The organism is Candidatus Uabimicrobium amorphum (assembly GCF_009002475.1).
Taxonomy (GTDB): Bacteria; Planctomycetota; Uabimicrobiia; order Uabimicrobiales; family Uabimicrobiaceae; genus Uabimicrobium; species Uabimicrobium amorphum.
Genome location: NZ_AP019860.1, coordinates 4,020,425 through 4,042,641 on the forward strand (window position 1 = coordinate 4,020,425; position 22,217 = coordinate 4,042,641).

Sequence of the window (22,217 nt, forward strand, 5' to 3'; positions counted from 1 at the left end):
TCATTCTTATGCTCATGAAGCTCTGGAATCCATTTTAAATTTTCAACCTTTCGCGCACTTTTCGGCAATTTTCCACCCCATAAAATTCATCACCAAAAGCACACAACACACAATGAACGCAACGCTCACCTCTTTCACAACATCTTTTGGGTACATTTGGTTCCCAATGTATGACCCAAGGAAATAACCTGTTGCAGCAACCACTGGCATGCTCACTCTTGTCCAGAAGTCAAAGTTAAAACCTTCGTGTTCTTCTTGTTTTAGCTCCTGCACTCTCACACTCCTTACGTAAATTTCTCTCCAACACCTAAAAACATTTTGCGTAATTATACGAACAAGGAATAGTAGGTCGTGTATCACATTATCTGAACGCAAAAATATAATTTTCTTCACATAATTTGCGAAAACTTGTTTTGTCGGTTAGAATTTAGAAAATGGTTTTAGGAGAAACATATGAATAAAAAAAATGACACCCCTGATGAAAAAGATGTATTCGCCGAAAAGGCCAAAGAGTATCTTGACAAAAGTAGTAAAGAAATGGAAGAGCAAATCATTGACAACATCTGGGGATTTTAGCTGATTTCATGCCTCTCTGGCAGAGAGGCATATACATTTTCTCTCGATTCATTCTTTGTAAACACTACACATTCTTTTCTTTGAGAATGGGAATTACCGTTGTCATGTTTCTTTCCTACAGAAACGCACTAGTTTACTTTCCACGTAAATAAAAAAATAGTGACTTAGAACAGTAACAAGGAGCGTAAGCACGAAAGCTCCAAAAGTATCTGACAAAAAGTGCCTCCCCAAAGAAACCGCAGCAAATACTTGCACCCCTCCCATCAGAATAGTCAAAAATAAACCACTGTATAATAAAAGGTAATTTTTATAACTGTAGCCAATCACGCACAGCACCACGAAGCAAAAACCCCTAACACAATGGCCAGAAGGAAAACTACTGCCGTCTATCTTTTCTTGAAAAATAGGCACAACATAAAAAGGACGAAAATCATATTCTCCGCCAAACTCTTTGACTGTTGCAGGCCTGGGTCGATCCCAAATTTCTTTCACCAAATATTTAGATAAATACGGAGCCAAAAGGACACAAGCAACAACGAGAATCATTGCACGTCGATATTTACTTATTTGTTTGAATATGTAACTCAAAACAAATAGGGCAATACTAGAAAACATTAGCACTTGTGCAGGATAGTGAAAATTGTTGCGGCAAAAAAGTGCAAATTCGTACCGAGCAAATCCATTCTCTGTGTAAAAAAATTGCGCAACGGCCATGTCTATCGGTCCAGAAAAAAAACAATATACAAGTAATAGAACCGAGCTAACTCTAATCATCCAAATTCTCATTTTTTCCCCTCATTAGGCTAGGTTTAGTGCTACGATATTGGTGTCCCATCGAATTATAGGTTTCAAACGAAGCTGAAAACCTTTATTCTCTTATCTCGAATGAGAGGCATAGCACGTTTGTTTTGATCCTGTTTTTTACTTGCTTACAGCTTCTTTTAGTGGGTTTTATTCTGCTGTCATTTTCCACATGTATAGCATTTTTTCACCTAAATTTTTTGGATATCTACAAAATGAATGTAGATCAATCTTTCTCTTGCATATATTGTGCAACAATGCCAGCGACAACACGATTTCCCTCTGGAGTCCAGTGTGTATCATAGGTGAAGTATAACTTCTTCCCACGCGCAGTTTCTCGTTGTAATTCTTTAGAGAGATTAATAAAAGGTATAGAGCTTTTTTCACAAAATGCGCGTAATTGATTCTCGGGTGTATTTAACAATTCTAACAAGTGCTCTTTAAAATAGGAAAAAGAAATGTCTTTTTCGTCAAATATGAAGTTATACAAATTTTCCATATTCATTGATTTTATAACAAGCGGCACCACAATACGCGGTTTTGAGGGAGCAAGCATAACGATCAGTTCGACATGATGTTCTTTGCACAGCGCATGTAATTTCTGCAAATATTGATGTACGAAAAGCCACCCAGGTGACTGCGCAAAATCGGCTTTTTTTAAACACAAACGACTAATGTCTTTTTTACGAAAACAATAGTAGTGTTTTTTTTGTTGATAAGATACCTCAAGAGGTAACCATGAGATGGAGGGATATTGATTTTTTAAATTTTCGTCGGTAATTGCCAGATAGTGCGTCGCCATTTCTTTGGCGAAAGATTTTAAAGGCGATTTTTTTAACGACAACGTAAATGTAGAAGATCCTTTTTTTTTCCGACGTAGCGAGCGTTTGCGGAAATCATTCCCCTCAAATATCGTACAAAGAAGATACTTTGGGCGTATAATAGGAATGTATTTTTTTGCCATGTAGTAATAATTTGCAGGGTGAGCACCACCCCTTGACATATTGAAAATACGTAAGTGCGTTTTCTCTTGCAAAACATGTGTCCACACCTCTTTATCCGAAACATACGCGTTTTCGGTAAATGAATCTCCCACAGCAATCATGTCATAAGATGACTGTTCCTGAATATTGCGAAAACCATATTGATCCGTGGTGAAAGAAACCGATATAGAATGGTATTCTGTTTGTGCGTATTTGAGAGAAAAAATCCCCTTGGCGTCGGGAACGTCAATAAATCTATCATAAAATTTTTTATTCGGTAAATGGCGTACGAAACCGTCATCGATGATATAGTGTGGCTTTTTTGACAACGCCAAGAATACGTGCAGAAAAAAGAGAGACACCAGTAAACTCGATACTCCTACAGTGACTTGCAACAACTTTTTACCGGCGGGTTGTTTGCCAAAGACAACGTATGTGTATACCATCGCCAATACCAATAAAAAAATACACACTCCTAGTCGCTCAAAAGAAAAAAATCCGAGTAAAAGGGGGCGTCCTTTTTGCGCCAGACTAACAACATCGACAGGAATCGCAATATAGATAAGACAAACCAAGTACAACACAAAAGCCAAATTGCGTCCTATTTTTTTACAATCAATCATGATGTAACTCCTATCATAAAATTTAGCATTCATATATTAGCCTATCATGAGAACTTTGGAAAGTGAGTTATTAATTCAACCTATGCCCAATTAAGTGAATATAAAAAAGTGCAAAGGCGGGGCTTGTTTTACAAGGTATGTTATGATAAATTTGGCTGTAGATGAATAGGTTATTATGGAGCAGGCTATGGAGTACATCACGATTACAAAAGTCGCGAAAATGAAAAAAGTTTCTCGCGCTACTGTTTACCGATGGATTGAGATGGGAAAAATCGATTCTGAAAATTTTAAAGGCAAGGTAAAGGTAGTTTTCAACCACAAATTGGAGTCGATAGAAGAGGAGAATCTTCCGCATACGCTACGAATTTACCAACAACGTTTGCTATGTTTAGAAGAGTTGATCAATGAGCGTTTGCGTCACCTAGGATGCGTTGCACAAAAACAAAACAAATCGACATTAGAAAGCGCCATCCCACTACTTGACACATCAAAAACCACTGTCAAAAGAAAGACCTCTCGAAAACACAACACCACTACCAAAAAACGTCCCAAGAAAATATCGGATAAAAAACGCGATGAGATTGTCAATTTAGTGAAGCAAGCTTTAAAACAAGGCATCATGAAAAAAAGCTTAGATCCCAAAGGTAGAGGCCAGGGGGTGGGACGCATGTTGAATAATCCACAAGGAACTACAGCTAAGAAACTTTACGAACTCGAAAAAAACGCACTAGATTTTTTAAAGTAAATTCAACCTACCAACGAAAAAGGGCCATCTATAAATTTAGATGGCCCTTTTCCTTTGCAAAAACTTATAAGTCTACTTTCATATCTAGGGACATGGAAGACTCTCTGAACTCGACTAGATATAGTGTCTAGTAAGCGCGCGGAACTACGATTGGCGCGGTTGAATCAGACAGCCGCTTACTAGACACTATATCTAGTATCACGACGTTCTGAAACAGTCTTCCTTGTGCTGCAATGTGAAGAATTTTCTCGAACGGCGCTACGCCGCTCTTGGTAAACTACCGAGCTAAACTTTTAAGTTTTATTATTGCTTTATTTACTGCCCTAATTATACCGCATATTTTTCGTAAGTCAATGTCTTTTTCATTTTTTTTTACAAAAACTTTATTTTTATTACTGCAACTTTATATTGCCGATTTTTTCGAGCAATTTTTTTCCTTTGTCGGGCTGGCTCATATAGATAAAAGCAACATATCCTAAGATCTGCTCTATAGTTTCGCCTTCTCTTAAACCTTTGCCTTGTTGTAAATTGTGAATGGCAGATCGTATTTCACGTTGTTTTTTACGTGGTACGCGTGGCATTTCTTTTCCGTTCACCACTAGACCAGTCACACATTGTCGTCCACCTTTACGCGCTACCCAGGTTTTTTTTCTGTTAATCTCAAACCCTTCATCACTCACGATATTGGGCACTGATTTCAGCAATGCGCCTAACTGAGAGTTCCCTTTTTTATATTTCTCTGGTAAGCTAAAGGTTAAGTCATCCGCGTAGCGAGTGTAACGCCAACCCAATTTTTTTGCCAACCCACTTAAACGGCGATCCAGTTTCAGGCTCGCAACATTACTCAGTGCCGGGCTTGTGGGAGCTCCTTGAGGTAAACAACGCGGTCCAAGAGACAGATAATGCAGTTCTCCCTCATGCTGAATCACCTCACGTGGCGCTTCGGTACAAATAAGAGCCAACAGTGTGGCGATTTGTTCGCGGTAACCTGCATGGCGAAAAATTCCTTTTACCCTAGGAAAAGTCAATGTGGGAAAAAAGTCCTTTAAGTCCATGCGCACCACAATATGCGAATTATTGTGTACAGCGGCATTCGATAAAATAGAGCGACCTGCGACAAATCCATGACTCGCACCATGAATCGGCAACTTTTCGGCAATTTCTCTTAAAATCCAACGTTGCAGCTCTTTTAGCTTTGGCAAAGGAGCCCAAATATTACGTTCTCCACCACTACGCTTGGGAATGGTAAACCTCCGATAATGTATTTTTTTTGCATCATCGCGATGATAGGTAAACCAACGCAATTCCTCAATGGTAATGCCCATCGTTTTCGCAAGCTCTTTAGGACTATCTAAAGGTGGTAGTTCATTGGCACTTGTTTGCTCCTCGGCGCGCAAATGGTCCCACTGATCGAAATTGGCACCATCATTCCAGAAAATTCCTTCGCCCACATGGACGATATGGCTGGCCTTGTAAGCCAACCATGTTTTTTTCTTTAGTTCTTTTTTGGCTTTTGCTTCTTGCTTGAGTTGCTTTTTGTAGCGGTCTAATTCTTTTTTGCTCATATCATCTGTGTCACGACGCTCAACCAAGTAGCCATTTTTTACGAGTTGTTGTTCTATGTAGTTATCGATATTTCCTGCCGCTTCGATTTCCTGCCATAGTTTAAGAAGATCCGTCATTTTTTACCTCGTCGTATCCAAATAGTTTTTCGATTCTAGTATTTTGATTTGTTGTCTGTAGACTTCTCTTGCCTCTTCTACAGAATTGAAAACCTGGTTTTGCAAACGTAACTTACCGCCATCCAATCCCCAACGCTTACGTACATGCTTACGATCCAGCGAAAGTTGAAAAACTTGTTGTTGATCGTTAATGCGCTTTGAAAATACGCGCGTCTCTACGGTTATTTTATCTTGGTTTTTCTGGCGATTATCTTCTTCGATTAGGTACTGCATATAAGTAGCGACAAGGTGGCTACAAGGTCCTTTCTTCAATTTGTTCTTACGGTAAAAAGAACAAGTACATTCCGCTTTTACGGCACGACCGCTCACATCTAAAAACAACACCGGACGATACTCGCGCTTTTCATGTGCCACTTTGACCATACCAACAACTTCCACACCTTTGCCAAAAATATGATTTTCTTTTTCAATGGTAACGAGTTGTTGTTTGACAAAGTCATGCGCAACTTTTTCGTTGTCATTGCGATACTCTAACTGACTTAGTTCTAGATCTTCTTCTGTCAGAGGTCGCAAACGATATTTGTATAAGTCATACATTGCCTTGCCTTGTTGACATAAAACTTGCAGCGCTTTCAAAGTATCTTTCTGCGACAATTTGGTTTTTTTGGCAATGTCAGCGGCACTTGCCACAATATTTTTTTGTAAAAAGTCAGTGACTTTTTTTAACGACTTTACATCCTGGTTTTGACGCGGTAGTAGAGCATCGAAATGCACGGACTTTGTCCAATCACTTGCCGTAAAACCACTAAGTCCTAGGGTAAAACGCATGGATTCTGATTGCAATTCCATAAAACACGGTAAACCACTGCCTATTAAATGTAGATGAATAGAAGAGGCCAACGGCAGAATGCGTTGCAACATCTTTAAACGTCTTCGTCCCCAAAGTTTGACAACTTGCGCCACCTTACCTTCGTAAGTTTGTCGTAAATGGATCACCTTTTGCCAAGGTTCCATGACCAAACGAATATTTTCTCCAGGGACCAATTCAATACGAATGGCACGTCCACCTTTCTTCTGATCTTTATTAAAACGTAATTGACGTAAAACATTATACAGATCAATCGCATCCATGGTCACTTTTTCTTTGACAAGTGTTGCTGCAGATTGCACCTGTAAGAATCCACGAATCCACGACAAAGGAACTTGTATTTTCTTTTCAATAACCGTTTGATCTTTCTTCGCTTCTACTTTTACTTCCTGCGCGCCTAACGAAATTTTGGCCTCATTATAACTACGCATCTTTTGAATGGCCTCATATAGATTTTCGGAAAAATCGATATTGGTTGTTCCGTATTTAGGCTTACCTTTACTTTCGAACAACGACCAATCCAACAGTAAATTTCCATAACTACCTTCATCTTTACTAAAAACTTCAAATAGCAATCCATCAGGATGTACGGAAATAATGGGATCTAATATCAAAAAAGCCAAAGGATCATTACGCAATAACCAATCAAAATATGCTTGTTGCGCTTGCCACATTGTGGCATTGCTATTTTGGCTACGCATGCGCTGGTAAGCTAAATAGCTAGAGCGATCCTTGGGGACATAGCGAAAATCACTACTCACAACTTGGTACAACGCACTCAGAGCTTCGCGCACCAACAGAGTTTCTTTGATTTTTCCCTCAAAGCTCAAAGGAGTTCTCTTTATGTTACAAGCCAATTGCAAATCTTGAGACTGCTGATCGCGGACGACATCACTAGTTTGGTAGTAACTCATGTTCACCTGTAAACGATCAGATTTACTAGAATTGTTTTTTTCTTCTTGCATGAAATTAACCCTTTACGATGCCTTTTGGCGACGTTTTGCTCTTCTTAGAGCGCGCCACGCAGCTTTACAAATGTCTTTGTCTTGCTTTTTCACTTTTGCTATTTTCTCCAATGCTTTTTGTGCTTTGTCATCAGCGATAATAGCTAACCCTTCGATGGCTCCTAAGCGTGCTTGGTCGGAGTTTTCTACATTTTTTGCCACATCGAGAAGTATACTAACCTCTTTGTGCTCAACAAACAAAGGCAACAAGATTCCCTGGTAGTGCGATTGGCAAACAAAATCTGTCAATTGCAGTGCTTTTTTGCCGCTGCTTTGTAATATGTGTTGCGCTGCATTGCGATGATCGATAAGCTCTGTTGCCACTGCCATATCTACTTTTTGCTGACTTGCAAGCGTAAATGAAGCAAAGTTGCGTACAAAACTCATGTTTTCCTGCGCAGTATTTTTTAGCGTCGTCGCAACAAGCTCATCGCTAGAAAAATTTTCTAAAGCACATAGACAAATACAGTGGATATGAAACAAAAGCTCATCTTTGGTTTGTAAAATAGCACAAATGACTTCCTTAGCGGCTTTTATACGCCCACAAGCCCACACAAGATAACCACAAGCTTGTAATTTGTCTTGCATGTGCAAAATCTTGCTATTATTTTTGCGTTTATTTTCCAGATCTATGGCAAGTTTATCCCAAAGCTTCGTCAATGCCTCTGCAACAACTTTGTATTGTGCTTTGGTCAGTTTTGTTCGGGCGACAATTTGCGCTGCTAAAGTGGTGGTTTTATAATCATGACCTTTCAGTGCGCCCAACGCCTCTTTGGCGACAAGATCCTCTTTTTCTAAAACTCGAGTAACTAATGCGCTCGCAATTTTCGCCTCTTTGATCTTGGGCACCACGGTAAAAATATCTGCAAGAGAAGATTGCGCGACAAATTTATCCAATTGCGAATCTTCCAGCATATTCATGCTGCATTGCAATAGGGTTTCCTCAAGAACTAAACTATCGACATCACTAATCTTACGTAACGAATCACGTGCTTGTTGCAATACATCATAATCATCATCATTACAAATGATTTTTTGCAATACATCGACATTGGCTTCGTCATCGCGGAATTGCAATAGCTCGGCTACTTTAAGGCGTATTTCCCAATCTTCATGGTTGTAACGACTGCGAATCAAATTCCAACTGTCATGATCGTCAAACCATCGCAGACCGTGAAGAGCCTTGTTTACCAAAGAAATATTTGTACTTTTCTGAACAATACCTTGCAACTTTTCAAAAATGACTTTGGCTTTTTTCGATTTGCGCAAATGTCCCAAAGCTTCAATTGCTTCCTCGTACAGAGCGTGTTCTTCATTCGAGGCAATATCGTATAGCGTATCAAAGGCATTGTCATTTGCTAACACCCCAATGGCCGTGACTGCACGGCGTCGGTAATTCAAATCTGGCAGCGTTTCAAGACAAACCTTTAGTACATTGAGTCCTGAATCATCGCCGTTTAGTGCCAGTCCTTCTGCGGCGAGAAAACGATCCACAATGTCTTGACTTTGTAAACACTTTTGCAAAACAGATGTTTCGGAATCGCGTTTACGTAAGCGCCACCCCAAACATTCGATCACCATATAACGCACGCGTACATCGGTAACAGTACACCAATCTTCAAGAACACCGTCAATGGTTTTGTCTTTAATCCAGTACAACGACCTTTGATGATAACGAATACTATCATATCGACCAAGGTGATACCACTTCTCCAACAGCTTTTGAAATATGGACAAATGGCGTGGATGTTGCTTCTCCAGCCAATCACCATCGTGTTCAATTTCGCGTATTTTTTGATCAAAGCCACTAATCGAGAGCCACGCACCACTTCCCGCAACAAATGTTTTTTTGTCTTCGACAAACTTGTGTAGAACGTCTATGTCTTCCGGATTACGCAGGGAACCGATCACCATCAATATTTCTTTCACCAACGCTGTTTCTGCGGGGTCGTTTTCCATGCGCTCAATAAATGCCGCTGTTGTTTGTGGATGCTCCAGTTCTCTCAAAGCTTTGATCGCCCGTTGTTGTATATAGCGATCACTACTCGCCAGTAACTCCTTCAGAGTGGCAAAAGCCTCTGAATCTTTTTTCCTCGCCAGAGCAAAGGCGGTCGCGTGTCGTATTTCTTTAAAAGGTGACGTTAATGCTTCATGCAAAACCTTGTGAGATTTCTTATCTTCATCGTAAAGTTCCACTAATTTGTTGACAGCCATATTGCGCAGAGAAGAAGATTTTGCCGTTAGTGCTGCCTTCCACGTCTTCACTCCACCCTGCTTATCCACTAGAATATTGGAAACTTCGATCTCTAAACCATTACTAAAACTCTTTTGAATATCACCAAGCACTTTACAAACATCACCCTTTTTCTGTTTGCTTATCAGTAGTTCTAGTGCCAACTTGCATATATCGATGTGTCCAGTAACAAATACTTCGGTTGTCAAATCTTCGGTAGATACTTCGAGACGTTGTAAACCTTCGAAGGCTTCTTTGCGCACTAAATCGCTACAATCGTTGAGTGTTAAAAACATCACCGATTGAACAGACTGACGCAGGGAGTCATCCTTCTCCGCTATTTGGCACAACTTAGACAATGCCACCTGGCGATAATGCGCGAACCTTGTTTGGTTGCGATGTATACGCGAAAGCCCTACATATGCCCCAAAAATAATATGTTGCGCTTGTTGCGCATCGAGTTCGTAGTCACAAGTATCCAAATCTTTTAGTTTCTTCACTCGATCGGCAAAGCGTTTTTCAAATAAGGACCAATTCTGCTCAAACTGCGTTCTCTTCTCATCATCAAGACGCGCAAGTAGATGTTTCATTACCCATACAGTTAAATGCGGATCATTGCTCACGAGAACTTTGGCGATTGTCTGCAACTGTTGTTCTTTCACCGCCCAAGTTTTGCCATCCTGACGCTTGTTAATAAAGTCCAAGACAAATTGATTGAACTGTTTGTCATCTGCGAGATTTTCCAACGCGGATATCGCCGTTAAGCGTATATGGGGATATACAGAAGAAAACAGAGAGATACACAAATTAGGATTGCGGTGCTTTGTCATATACAACATCAATGTTCTCAATGCAAGATTTTGCAACGTATGGCTGGATTTATTGATCATTGGTGAAAGAAGCATTTCTTCGCTTTTGTGTCTTAGCGCGAAGGAGGCGACTAAGTAATCTTCATCTGTGGAAAACTGTTGTACGATGGCAAGACCACTATGGTCCTGGTAATAAGCTAGGGCAAAAGCAATTTCGCGCCGTATTTTGTCATCGGCATGATTTAAATTTTCTTGCAAAATAGCATGTGATTTTTGCGAAGTAAGCCAAAACAATGCCTGCGCACACTTTTGACGAATGACCTTGTCTTCACTTTCCAAAAAGGGTGCCACTAAATCTAGTGAGGACGAAGAAAATAAACTCGCCACTCCGTCAATAGCCGTAATAATCTGTCGTTGCCACTCATCGTTCACATCTTTTTTCGGCTTTGGTTGCTGCAGAAGCTGCTGTAGTTGCGAAAGAGCTTTATCGTTTCCCAGCCATGCAAGAGCTTGTGCTGCACAATTACGCACGTTGGTATGTTTGTTTTCAAGGGCTATTAACAACTGTTCTTCTGCGCCATTTGCGACAAAAGCATCAATCGCCAGCTTGCGAATATTTTCCTTTTCATCCGCCAAAACTGTCAACAGTAAACGGCAGGCTTCTTTGATCATTTTACGCGTTAATGTTTTGGTGGCTAACTCGCGAATGTCCGCGTACGGACAACCAATTCCTTTTTCTAAAACATTCAGAACATCGCGCTTTTCCTTTTTGGCCATTTCAAAAGCTTGGCGGCGAATATCCGCATCAGGATCTTGTTGCATATCGAGAAGTAAATTCCATGCCCAATCGTGCTTGAGCTGTGCTTTTAACTCAATAAGTACTTTTTCACGAATGGTAGTATGAATACTTTTCAAGATAAGCTGTAAACGTTCTTCTAGCGTTAAAAAATCTAGAGCTAGAATAACCTTAAAGGTTTCATTGCTGATGGTCTCATTGTTCAAAGCTTGTTGTAATAGCAACAAACATTTTTGTTTTTCATTTTTATTTTTTGTCTTCTTGAGATGCGCAACTAAAAGATGCAAAGAGCGATCGTGTACAATTTGTGGATCAGCAGCGGCAAAACCGGATTCCACTACAACCAACGGATCTTTATGATAAATTTTTTCCAAAGCGGAAAAAGCCACATCGCGCACTTGCAAATCGCTATCTTGCAACATCATGTTCAAACGCTGGGTTGCGTGCGGATCTTGCAACTCACGGAAAGCCACACAAACTTGAGCTCTAATGTCAGAAGAAGAGGCACGACTCAATTGTAACAATGTGCCCAAAGCACGCGTGTCGCCTAAGAGTGCAAGATAGTACGCTCCTTTTAAAGACGTCTCAATGTGGTTACACGCCATTGCCTGAAACAATACGCGTAGATTGTCTTCCTTGAGCTTTTTGGTGGTTTTTTTTGCGGTAGGCACCTTCTTTTTCTTAGAGTCTGCCCCCCAATTTTCAATTTCGTAAATTTGGCGGTGCAAGTCGCTGCTTTTACTGCGTAAAACCTCAACAAGTACCGGATCTTGTAGCAAACAGATCACAAAACCCGTAAAACGTACCGTATCCGATTTATCTTCTAGAGAAGAACGTAAAATCGACTGAACATTGAGTTGCGAAAGTAACTTTTTTTGTAGTAAGCGAATTAAAGCCAAACGACGTATATCTTCTTTACTACTTTCAAAGGCAGTGATTTCTGCTTCAGCAGAATCTTCGCCATAAATATCTCCAAGGCTGTCAAGAGCACGATGGCGCACAGCATCGGAGTGGTAATCCAAGGCTTCGACCAAAACCTCCATGGCTTCTTCATCTTTTTCGGCAATGGTTTTCAGAGCATCAATCGCCAATACACCAATATCATCAAATCCTGTATCTAATGTGATATTTACCGTGGAAAGTATGTTTTGTGGGTAATGTTGCTCCAAACCAGAAAATGCCGCAATGCGTACCTTTTCGCTATCAGATTCGAGCAACTCTTCCAACAAACGAAATGCTCGTAGATGCTTCGTGGAGGCCAATAGCTCTGTAGCACGTACACAAATACGCACATCTCCACCCGCGGATACGACATTGTGTAGTATATCAATTGCTTTTTTGTCATTAAAAGCGGCGAGTTCTTTTAGTACACTCTCGCACTGACGCGGCTCTTTTTCTATTTCGTTTTGCGCCCAATTGTAGGCATCGGAAATGGCAAGAGTTGTGTTACCCAAATGTTTTTTCTCTTCTAACGGTAGAAAAGCGAGATCGCCATTCTTTTTCGCCACAACAAAATGCGGTTTGTCTTTCCAGTTGCAAAAGGCCAATGCAGTCGACTTAGCACAGCGAATGGTGGAAAAACGTTTTTTTCCTTTTTCCCAAACTTTTATATTTCCCTGGGTATCTGAGCCGTAACATTTACCGTCGCGCACCACAATATTGTTTAACGCGGCCTTTGCCGACGACTCACTTTTGTCTTCGGGCTCCAATTCACCGCGTACATGTGTCATAAATAATTTGTAGTCATTTCCTGAAGAAATGACACGCAATTCGTCGGGATCAAATACCAGCGCGCTAATGGCCCCATTGTGTATTTTCTTTATACTACTAAACTCAAAATCCGTGCTATCTTCTCGTGTAAAAACAGTCAACTCTCCGACAGAGTTTCCCACAACCAACCACTTGCCGTCAGGGCTTGCCACAAGATGGCTACTTTTTTGTTCTAAATTTATTTGCGAAAGAATGGCGGCTTTTTTGGTACTGACAATAAAAATAGTTTTCTCACACAGTACCGCAAATTCTTTTTTGTTTAGATATACTATTTTACTAGCCGTGGGAAAATGAGTTTCCAAAGACTTCGATTTAAGTGTTTTTGTACTCCATCGATGGAGATAACCATCCGTACCAGTAACAAACATATCGTCACCATGAATCATCGCATCGGTGGCACTACATGGCAGGTCATATGCATCGAAGGAACCACTGTCGGGATCAATAACATACACTGCTGTCGATTGTCCCTCATCATGCTTTGTGACAAAGAACAGTTTTTCATTGTAATAGCAAAGAGATGTTACCAGCCCACGGTATTTATAGTATCGTTGTACTTTATTTGACATTGTTATCCTTTAACTAAAACTTGGAATTCATCAAAAACATGACCGATGCGTGCAAGAGCAACGAGGCACGCGGACTTTTCACTTTGCCCATGAGAAGCAGCAAACTCTTCAAAAAGCGGCACAATAAGTCGTGCAAATTCTTTATTTTTTAACGCAATGTCTCTCATCACTTCAATGATGCGTAACTTCACTTTACGAAAAGAGGTATAACTAACATTGTCATCCGCAGGGGCGTCTTTGGCAAATTTAGCTGGTGAGATGCGAAATAACATACGTCTAAGGAAATCATTGAGCATATCCTCCGCCGCAGGCAAATTTTGCGATTTGTCGCGTAGTGTTCTTTGTTTTATAGAAACTTCCTTGTCTGTACTTGGTGCATAAGTAACCGTAGTTCCTTTTTCGTAATACAATTTCCACATAATTTCGACAACAAACGACAATACACGGCGATCTGTACTTTCCGTGAGACGAAAAAGCTCTTCAGGTATTGCCAGATGTGGATTAAGATGAATAAGCCGCATACCAAGAGCACGCGCTTGTTCTTGTGGAGATTCACAAAGTTGATAAACGGCATCGGCCTTGAGTATTGTCGGGTCTAAACGATATGTTCGATGCTCTTTTGTATCTTCTGCCGTGAGAGCGCGGGTGAAAAACGCGGTAACATCTGCATCAGATTGCTCACATATTTTTACGATTTCGTATATATCGGGCTGTAATCGCGCTAATTCCCAATATAAGAGATCTAAACCAAGCGAACGTAAACTTTGTCGTTCATGGGTCACAAGTTGTTGCAAACGTTCAAACGTCAAGAAACTCTCAGGTATCTCCGCACCAGGATCGACGGGACGGTCTGTTAACTTTAGCGAAATATGTGGATGATGTCTTTCGATATATGATTTTGCGAAACGCGCCAGTGGAGAATCCTCATCTTTACCGGAGAATAAATATTGCCAAATTACCTCGCAGCCAGCAGAGGAGTCCGCAGAAGAATGTTCACTTGTTTTACCCGCTAACATCTGCAAAAAAGCGGTTTCTGAAATAATTTTGGTCTCGGCTCCGCCCTCAATAAGTTTTTCGGCCTTTACCTGCTTGCTTCCTTTGCGTCCTTCGCCATAGAGAGATGACCCCTCATCGCCTATTACTAAATAGTCTAACTTGGCACTCACGCCTGAGGCGTTTTTACCATTTGCTCCGGTAACTTTTTTCGTGGCCTCGCCACGCGTCATTGTTTTGAGTTTACCTGTAAACAAGAATGTTTGTTCTTTGAGATTCGTCTGAGTCTTTTTACTCGTCTTTTTCGGAGCTTTTTTCTCGACTTTTTTCGCCGCAAAGTCAGCAGGAACAAATGCTTTGCTTAAGTACTCACTTGCAAAGTCATGATAGTTTTGCTCTTTTCGCTGCACGAGTTCAAACAACCACTCAAAACCAATATCGCTTGCGGAAAATTTGCGCACATCACTCAGCCATTCTTGTGCACTATAAACAAGGCCTTCATCAAACTCTAACTCTTTACGCCATTGCAGCTCACTATCCTTGAGGTTTTGCACCCATGGAGATTTTTCCCACTCCACGTGATAAGACAACGCTTTCAGATACTCCACTCCCAAAGATTCTGGTTTGACCTTTTCTTCTATTAACCACTGTAAAATATCAAACCTACTTGCTGGATTTAACAACTGTACTTTTATAAACTCAATATCAATGTGCTTCTTGTCAAATTTCCCAAGCATTTTCAGACAAAAATCTACAGCGTCATAGCCCAATTTTTCTTCCAAAAACATGTCGCAAAAAAAGTCAACTCCAAGCGATTTCAAAGAGTGAACTTCTAATAAATTCTTTTCCACAAACTGCAACGAATAGTAACTATCATCAAGTAGGCGTTCCTTAAACCACTCGGTGGTCAATTCTTTCGCTCCAAAATGTTCGCGAAGCATTTTAGAAGCAAACGCATTGCATGCTTCAAATTCGAGCATGCGTCCCCACGCCTCCAGACCAATGTCATTACGCGGATGACGGTCTTTTAGTAAGTCGATCACCAATTTGTTAACGTCCTTATTGTCGTGGTCGGCCAACAACAATAGATCATCAATAGGCAAATCACGTGCATAAGTCCTAGCATACTTACATGCATATTGGTTCGCTGCAAGCGAAGAGGAATGGAGTAAATCCAAAACCGGCTTGTGTAGATGTAACTCGCGAAAAGCGCTTTGTTCAAATTTAGGAATTGTCGTAAGCAACCACACCGCAAACTCGTCTAATATTTCGCGCTTTGCTTGTAGAAGTCGAATAATCCAAATAGCTTCTATTTCGCGCAGATCTGTCACAAAATCCTTCTTTAATGCCGAAATCACCAGCTTACAAACATAGTCAGATTTTGCTTCCTCTAGAAGATTAAAAAGTGGTCGTGGCGAACGTCGCCATAAATCAGCAAAAGCGCGGTCTCCAAGAAAATTTTGCTTGAAATAAGAATGGAATTTGCGTCGCGTGTACTTGCCACTATTGTGGAAAAAAATGTGATTGGCAATCCATGTACCACGCCAATTCGTGCTCTGTGGATAAAACTTTAACACGTCTGCAACATAATCTAAGTAGCATGACGACAAACTCTGTCCCGTTTGACGCAAATAGCGCCAGCCACGTCTTACAAGGTAGCGAAGAGTCGCTTTACTTACTTCACTGCGCCCGGAAAAAGAAGCAAATTCGCAATCAAAACGCGCGCACAGTGCTCCAAATATTTCCGTGTCGTTTTTTGACTCTGCTTCTTTAAAGATTTGTTTTAATGCGCGCCACGGCCCCCATACTAAAGGTACCTTGGCAATAATTTCAAACAAACACATACGACTATAACTACTGTTCTCTTGCCAGAGTTGCATCAGTAGTTTATCGACTTTTAGACGCTCCGGAAAATATTCTGATTCGGCTTCTAATATTTTTAGATTTTCTTGGCGAAAATGGTCGCGATCCACTTTGCGCTTTCTCATATTGAGCTCTCGTAAAAAAGATTGATATGTCAAGCAACCTTCTTTTACTGGTTTCTTTGGTTTTGGATCAGTAGCCACCAGACTGACAAACATCTTTGCCAAGCCTGGATCTTTTATCTCAAAAGCCTTTTCCAATTTTTCTAGTGTAATTGTTTCCACTAACTCACTCCATTCCAATCAAATACTATTATTTTTCGGACAGATGTGTAAACGATATAAGAATATGTCAAAAAAAATATTTTGTCAACAAATATACGGTTTTTTATTGGTTTTTGTACGGTTTAAATTTTATGATAATGAAATATGTTTTCTTTGTTTGTGGTGAGTTTCGATAAAACAATGTTAAAAGAAATATGTATTTCGCACAACCAAAAGTCCAAAACTAATATATTCAAGCTTCCCGAGTGGCCTACACTCGCAAAACCATATCTTTTCGACTTTTTAATTACCCGTCATGCTTAAATATTTGTAGTGTCTATCTTCGTTAGGTATGTCAGTTTAAACTTTGCGATGCACAACGCCAACAAGAAATGATAATAATAAATCCCCAAGCCCACCCTCACCAACTAAAAAATCAACACCTGGTAGTAACAATGACAGTAACAGTCACATGTAACGTTGCTAGGCATGAGCTGTAAAGGTGTGCATTCGCCCCAAATGCCATATCGTCTTCTCGATTGGCTAAATAGCAACATTGTTGATGTTCGCCTTTTTTAGACGGCTACCAAATCTGAAAAATCTAAAATTTAAAGTCCCCGAACCCACCCTCACCAACTAAAAAATCAGCATATGGTAATAACAGTAACGATAACAATAACCAGTAACGTTGCTAGGCGTAACAATAAAAGTGAGGAATCGAACCCCTAAACGTCGCCCCAACGTCAACCATGATGGTGACAGTTTAACCTCTGTCAAGGCTTATGCTCGCTTTTTTTAATTGGCTACCGACTAGAAATTCTATTAGTCTTCCAACAAATCCGTATTCCAATTGATCTGTTGAATTTTTGTATCTAGTTCGCGGTATTGTCGCGATAAATCGTCTACTTGTTTTTGAATTTCGGCGACTTTTACTGTGGAAGATATTTTTATTTCGGAACTGCTGTAACGATTTTGTTGTGTTGCCGCAGCATCCACTAAAGAGTTATAGAGGCTTCTTTTCACTCCCAATACATCTCTTTTGGCCAAGGCAGCTGTTAGTGACATGTCATTCTCACACATTGTCACAGCGTTGGTTTTATTGATACGTCTTATGAGTTCTTCTAATTGTGTACCGAGGCTTTCCAATTCTTTGATTAAATCTTGTGGATTTTCCGGAGGAGTTTCACCTTCCTGGACTTTGGCACTGCGTGTTAAACGCGGACGAAGTTGTTCCATTTTCTTTTGTAAATCCGCTCTTAGAATGAGTGATTCTGCAAGTTTCATACTCTGTACCTCTACTTATTCAAATTTGATTTAATATGTATCTGGCAACAAACTACTTCACAAAATAATAGCCAAAACGCGGTGTTCTATCCGTATGACCAAATGTTAGCTCTGTAATAAAACGTTTATTTTCGTAGTATACAATACTAAAACGAAAACCCGCTTCATGACGTAAGAACACCATGTTCTTCGTCTTCGGTAACGTTGCCGGGTAAGAATAGAACTTACCTCCCTTAGCCACCGTTGAAATTTGTTGTTTTTCATATTTGACGATAAAAGAATCTTTGGCAACGGGCATCCCGCCGATGTATTCGATATTTGACTGATCGAACAAAAGGGTTCCATCAAAATCCCACACCGGATGACTTTCTTTTATAGAGTCATCACCAGGAGTGACTTTTGTATAAGAATCCGTGGAGACATCGTAAATAAATATATCATTACGTCCATCATACACGGCAAGATCGCGATTTCCACAAAAAGCAATTTTGTTATGCTGTGGATGCCAGCTAGGCTGTCCGGCGATGGCAAAAGAGGATGTAATACACTGCTCTTTTTTCGTGTGTATATCGTAAACAAATATTTGTGTTTTTTGGCCACGCGTACTTACATAAGCGATTTTTTTGCTGTCCGCTGACCATGTCGGGTGGCTGTTATTGGCTTCATTGGTCGTGTACTTCCAATCATTTTTTGTATTGAGGGCAAAATATACGAGATCGTAGCGTCCACGTTTATTGGTGGTAAAAGCAACATATTTTCCATCGGGGGAACAAGCGGGTGTACCATAGTCGCAGTCTTCTCCCTGTAAAACACAGGTGGTACTTTTGTCGGAGAAACAATAAAAATGTACCGACCAAAAACCGTTGTCACCTTTACGCGAAAAATAAATCCCCGGTTCCATTTCCGCATAAATAAAACCACAGAGAAAAAATAAAATTATGTATATTTTATGCACAGCCATTGTTATTTGTTCCTTACACCTAAATTTGATCACAGGTAAACTTAATATTGCCGTTTAAAAACTAAATTATAACAATTATTATAAGATAGTTGTGTAGATAATAAAAATATTACCAAAGATTATTTTATTTTATCAACAACTTACCAATAATCACCATCATAATTAGCGCAAGACCAATAAGATATAAGTACATAAGTCGTCTCTTGGCAGCTTTATGTGTAATTTCCAATTGTCCGTGCTTAGACGTGACGATCAAAAAGTGCTGCCTTTTTCCAGGATAAAACTTTACCTGCAGAATTTCGGCCAATTGTTTGGCAACCTCTTCGCTTTCTCGAAAAAACTTTTCGTCGTCTACATCTTCAGAAAAAAAAGATGCCTGGTAATCAGAGATGCGATAGGTTTTGCCATTTTTCAAAATAATAATGGTAAAATACTCCCACCACTCTACTCGATTCGCAGAGTGTAACTCTCCATCAACAGAAACACCGACAATATCATCAAAATGCGCAATACATGTTGAGAATACCCACGAAAAAAACTTTCGTCGTGTATAAAACTGTTTTTTGTTAAAATCTAGTACGTAGCTATCGTAACTTTTGTAGGCGATAATTAACAATATATTAAAAGAGATCGCGCAAGCAAATCCGCCTACAGAAAAAGTGTCGTTTTTCATAAAGATGGAGATAAACATCATCGCAATGAAAAACCCGCATATTTGTGCACTATTTAAGAAAAGGCGCCTCGTTAAATTATTCATAGGAAAACCCAAAACATGGCTGGTCTTGTGCACACTACTTTGCCACTGTTTAATGTTAGATATTTTCATTGTCGTTAAAAGCTTTCACAAAAATTTATTCAAAAATTAGTAGAGTGTTATCTGAAACTACAAAACAAAACGTTTTCTTTAAATCGGTAAGGAGACTCAGATGCATTACAAAGCGAAATATTTACATATATACATGAAGGACTTCGTACGATGTGTCAACAAAAATCGCTCTATTTTGGGATTGCATGGTGACAACTTTTCCGTCGAAGAAGCAAAAGAAATCTTGTTGATGTATGCCTCCTGTGGTCACAAACAAATTTGGAAGGTAGAACCACAATTATTACATCTTTTGGAGAATCAGCACCGTCACATTCGTTTATTTGCGATGGACTTGCTCAAAGTACTGGCTCGTTCTTCGCATACGACTACAGCATCTCAAAAGAGATGCCACATGAAACAAATCGCAAACTCTTTGCTACAAAATGAAAAAATCTGTTCACTAAACAACAAAGAAGTATCTGCCATAGTAAAGCAGCACATGCAAACTCAGGCGAATGAAGGTGAAAAGGAGCAAGCATTTTCTTTTTGTCACCCAAAACCACAAGAATACTTTAAAGCAAATGACAAAGACCTATTCCCCATTTTACAAATACTGGCCAAACAACATAAGCCAGAATTCGCAAAACAACAAACAATAGAGCAAAAACCAACATCGTATCCAAAAATAGAAAAAGCCCTAAAAAACCAACACTACGATTTGGCTATAATGCTTCTGAACAAGCAAATTCTGATTAATAACCCCGAAGATGTGAAAGCGCAGAGGTTACTCATTGGAACAATAAATCGCAAATATAAAGAAGAAGGTTACCCTGGTAAGCTACGTAATACAACACAAAAAGCAATTCTACTTATACAAATACGCCTTGCACGCATAACAAAGAACTGGCGAGAAGTGATCTCTTTGGCGAACGATTATCTAACATATAATCCCCAAAATATCCGCATTTTACACATTCTGGGCAATGCTTTTGTGAAGAGTGATTATCTACCAAGTGCCATTTTTATTTTTGAACTTATTCTCACACTTGATCCGCGTAACATCAGAGCGTTACTTGCCTTGACGAAAATACACAAAGATATGAAGGAATACGACAAGGCAATATTCTATTGCCAAAAAGCCGTAAAACTAAAACCCTCTGATGACGAAATTGCAAAAGAAGTGAAAAGAATTGCGGCCATAAAGACAACAGACGTATATACCGAATCAAAATACAGCAGAGATTTGATCAAAGACAAAGACGAGGCCAACAGACTTGAAAGGCTCGGTCAAATATCACAAAAAAAAGACGCCGCACCAGTTCGCAAACCACAGCCAAAACAAAAATTAAAACCACAATTACAATTGCAAACACCTGAGCCTATAGAAAAAGCCGTGAAACGGAAAAAGAAAAAAATAAGCACAAAAGAGCCCATTGTTCCTGCGTCACAAATCACTGTAAGCGAAGAGGAAACAGTAAAAATCGTCTCACGAAAACGTCAAGCTCCCGAGGAATTTCGCAAACAAGAGATTATCGCAAAAATTCCCAAAGTGGATCGCGAAGAACTCCCCGCATTTGAAAAATTTTTAAGCGAAGACGCTGGCCGCCCCGGCCCCATGGAACGCATCATTGCCCAATCAGTAAACCTCATGAAATTTTTACAATATACTTTGGGGTTGAAGTGCATTGTCATCGTCAACGCCGTTGATTTGACAGTCGACGCTATTAGCTCTTACATAACGGGAATATTTCGCACTTGGAAAATGTCCAAAAGTATACACCGCAATCTACAACGAAACGTCAACAACAGTCACGCCGCAGAACTTACACTAGAGTTGCAAAAAAATCGCGCGCGTCTTTCGCGTTTGTTTATGTTACATGGATATGATCCCCACCTGTACAACGAACAACTGCGCCCTTCCTTTGCGGTGAAGCTCATTATCGAGTCGCGTGGGCATCTAGACGAAATGAAACAAGATTTGGCATTTCTTACGACAAAACAAACAACGCAGACCATTCGCAACTCTTTTAAAGATACGATCATGTCGTTTATTCCCAATCCTTTTTCGATTTTTACCACCTGGAAAGACTTGGCCATCTTAAGCTTGTGGATGAAATACAATCGTCGCCAAATAGAGCAGATGTATGCCGACTTCATTGTTTGCTATTGTCAAACGATACGTATTCTAAACCAAGAACAGCAAAATTCCTCCGCGAGCGTATTGCTAAAATATGAAGAAAATTTATTGAAGCGTTTAGGGTTCACATTAGAAGAACAAGGAGACATTGAGTACTGGATTGAACGCTGTCGCGTAGCTTTGCAAAGAATCACACAAATGTTAATTAATCCTGGAAAATTTATCGACTGTTCTTACTGGCCGAAAGCAGATTTACTGAGTGAAATTAAGAAGGGTAACCAAAATCCGCAATATGTTTTGCAACTGGAATGGTGGTTAAATAAACAAGTAGGCAAACATCTCAGCAAGCAAACCACAACAAAAGAACTTTATCTACGTTTAGAAGAAGCCTACTCGCTAAGACGCCGCTACAAATTGCAAAAAAAACTATCGCAAAAATTTATTTAGACCTG

13 protein-coding genes are annotated in these 22,217 nt (G+C 39.9%); 3 read left to right on the forward strand and 10 right to left on the reverse strand.

The genetic code is table 11. The features are described from left to right. Window positions 1-42 precede the first annotated feature (42 nt). Window positions 43-273, reverse strand: coding sequence for a hypothetical protein (locus UABAM_RS14495; protein WP_151968723.1), 231 nt, complete (start codon window positions 271-273; stop codon window positions 43-45). A 180-nt stretch (window positions 274-453) separates the two neighbouring features. On the opposite strand from UABAM_RS14495, the gene UABAM_RS33960 reads away from it, so the two are divergent. Continuing rightward, entirely contained in the window at window positions 454-576 is a 123-nt protein-coding gene (locus tag UABAM_RS33960; RefSeq protein WP_261343992.1) for a hypothetical protein, read from the forward strand. 102 nt (window positions 577-678) lie between these two features. Here the strand turns inward: UABAM_RS33960 and UABAM_RS14500 are convergent, their stop codons facing one another. Beyond that, entirely contained in the window at window positions 679-1,362 is a 684-nt protein-coding gene (locus tag UABAM_RS14500; RefSeq protein ID WP_151968724.1) for a phosphatase PAP2 family protein, read from the reverse strand. A 241-nt stretch (window positions 1,363-1,603) separates the two neighbouring features. Next, on the reverse strand, window positions 1,604-2,983 hold the full coding sequence (locus UABAM_RS14505; protein ID WP_173013326.1) for an alginate O-acetyltransferase AlgX-related protein: 1,380 nt from the start codon (window positions 2,981-2,983) through the stop codon (window positions 1,604-1,606). Between the two features lie 187 nt (window positions 2,984-3,170). Between UABAM_RS14505 and UABAM_RS14510 the strand changes: the two genes are divergently transcribed. After that, complete coding sequence (locus UABAM_RS14510; protein WP_151968726.1) at window positions 3,171-3,728, forward strand: helix-turn-helix transcriptional regulator; 558 nt, start codon at window positions 3,171-3,173, stop codon at window positions 3,726-3,728. A 392-nt stretch (window positions 3,729-4,120) separates the two neighbouring features. Here the strand turns inward: UABAM_RS14510 and UABAM_RS14515 are convergent, their stop codons facing one another. The 7 genes from UABAM_RS14515 to UABAM_RS14545 form a co-directional block, all read right to left on the reverse strand. Then, a complete protein-coding gene (locus UABAM_RS14515; RefSeq protein ID WP_151968727.1) occupies window positions 4,121-5,410 on the reverse strand; it encodes a retron St85 family RNA-directed DNA polymerase in 1,290 nt (429 codons plus the stop codon). A gap of 3 nt (window positions 5,411-5,413) precedes the next feature. Continuing rightward, entirely contained in the window at window positions 5,414-7,243 is a 1,830-nt protein-coding gene (locus UABAM_RS14520) for an SWIM zinc finger family protein (RefSeq protein WP_151968728.1), read from the reverse strand. Window positions 7,244-7,255: 12 nt separating this feature from the next. After that, on the reverse strand, window positions 7,256-13,459 hold the full coding sequence (locus UABAM_RS14525) for a HEAT repeat domain-containing protein (protein ID WP_151968729.1): 6,204 nt from the start codon (window positions 13,457-13,459) through the stop codon (window positions 7,256-7,258). 2 nt (window positions 13,460-13,461) lie between these two features. Beyond that, window positions 13,462-16,599, reverse strand: a complete 3,138-nt coding sequence (locus tag UABAM_RS14530) for a BRCT domain-containing protein (RefSeq protein ID WP_151968730.1) — start codon at window positions 16,597-16,599, stop codon at window positions 13,462-13,464. An 801-nt stretch (window positions 16,600-17,400) separates the two neighbouring features. Next, window positions 17,401-17,862 carry a DIP1984 family protein gene (locus UABAM_RS14535; RefSeq protein WP_151968731.1) on the reverse strand — a complete coding sequence of 154 codons (462 nt, stop codon included), beginning with the start codon at window positions 17,860-17,862 and terminating at the stop codon, window positions 17,401-17,403. A gap of 52 nt (window positions 17,863-17,914) precedes the next feature. Next, the gene (locus UABAM_RS14540; protein WP_151968732.1) at window positions 17,915-18,823 is read right to left on the reverse strand and encodes a TolB family protein; all 909 of its coding nucleotides are present in this window, start codon (window positions 18,821-18,823) and stop codon (window positions 17,915-17,917) included. Window positions 18,824-18,947: 124 nt separating this feature from the next. Then, a complete protein-coding gene (locus UABAM_RS14545; protein WP_151968733.1) occupies window positions 18,948-19,580 on the reverse strand; it encodes a hypothetical protein in 633 nt (210 codons plus the stop codon). Window positions 19,581-19,749: 169 nt separating this feature from the next. On the opposite strand from UABAM_RS14545, the gene UABAM_RS14550 reads away from it, so the two are divergent. Continuing rightward, on the forward strand, window positions 19,750-22,212 hold the full coding sequence (locus tag UABAM_RS14550) for a tetratricopeptide repeat protein (RefSeq protein WP_151968734.1): 2,463 nt from the start codon (window positions 19,750-19,752) through the stop codon (window positions 22,210-22,212). Window positions 22,213-22,217: the final 5 nt, after the last annotated feature.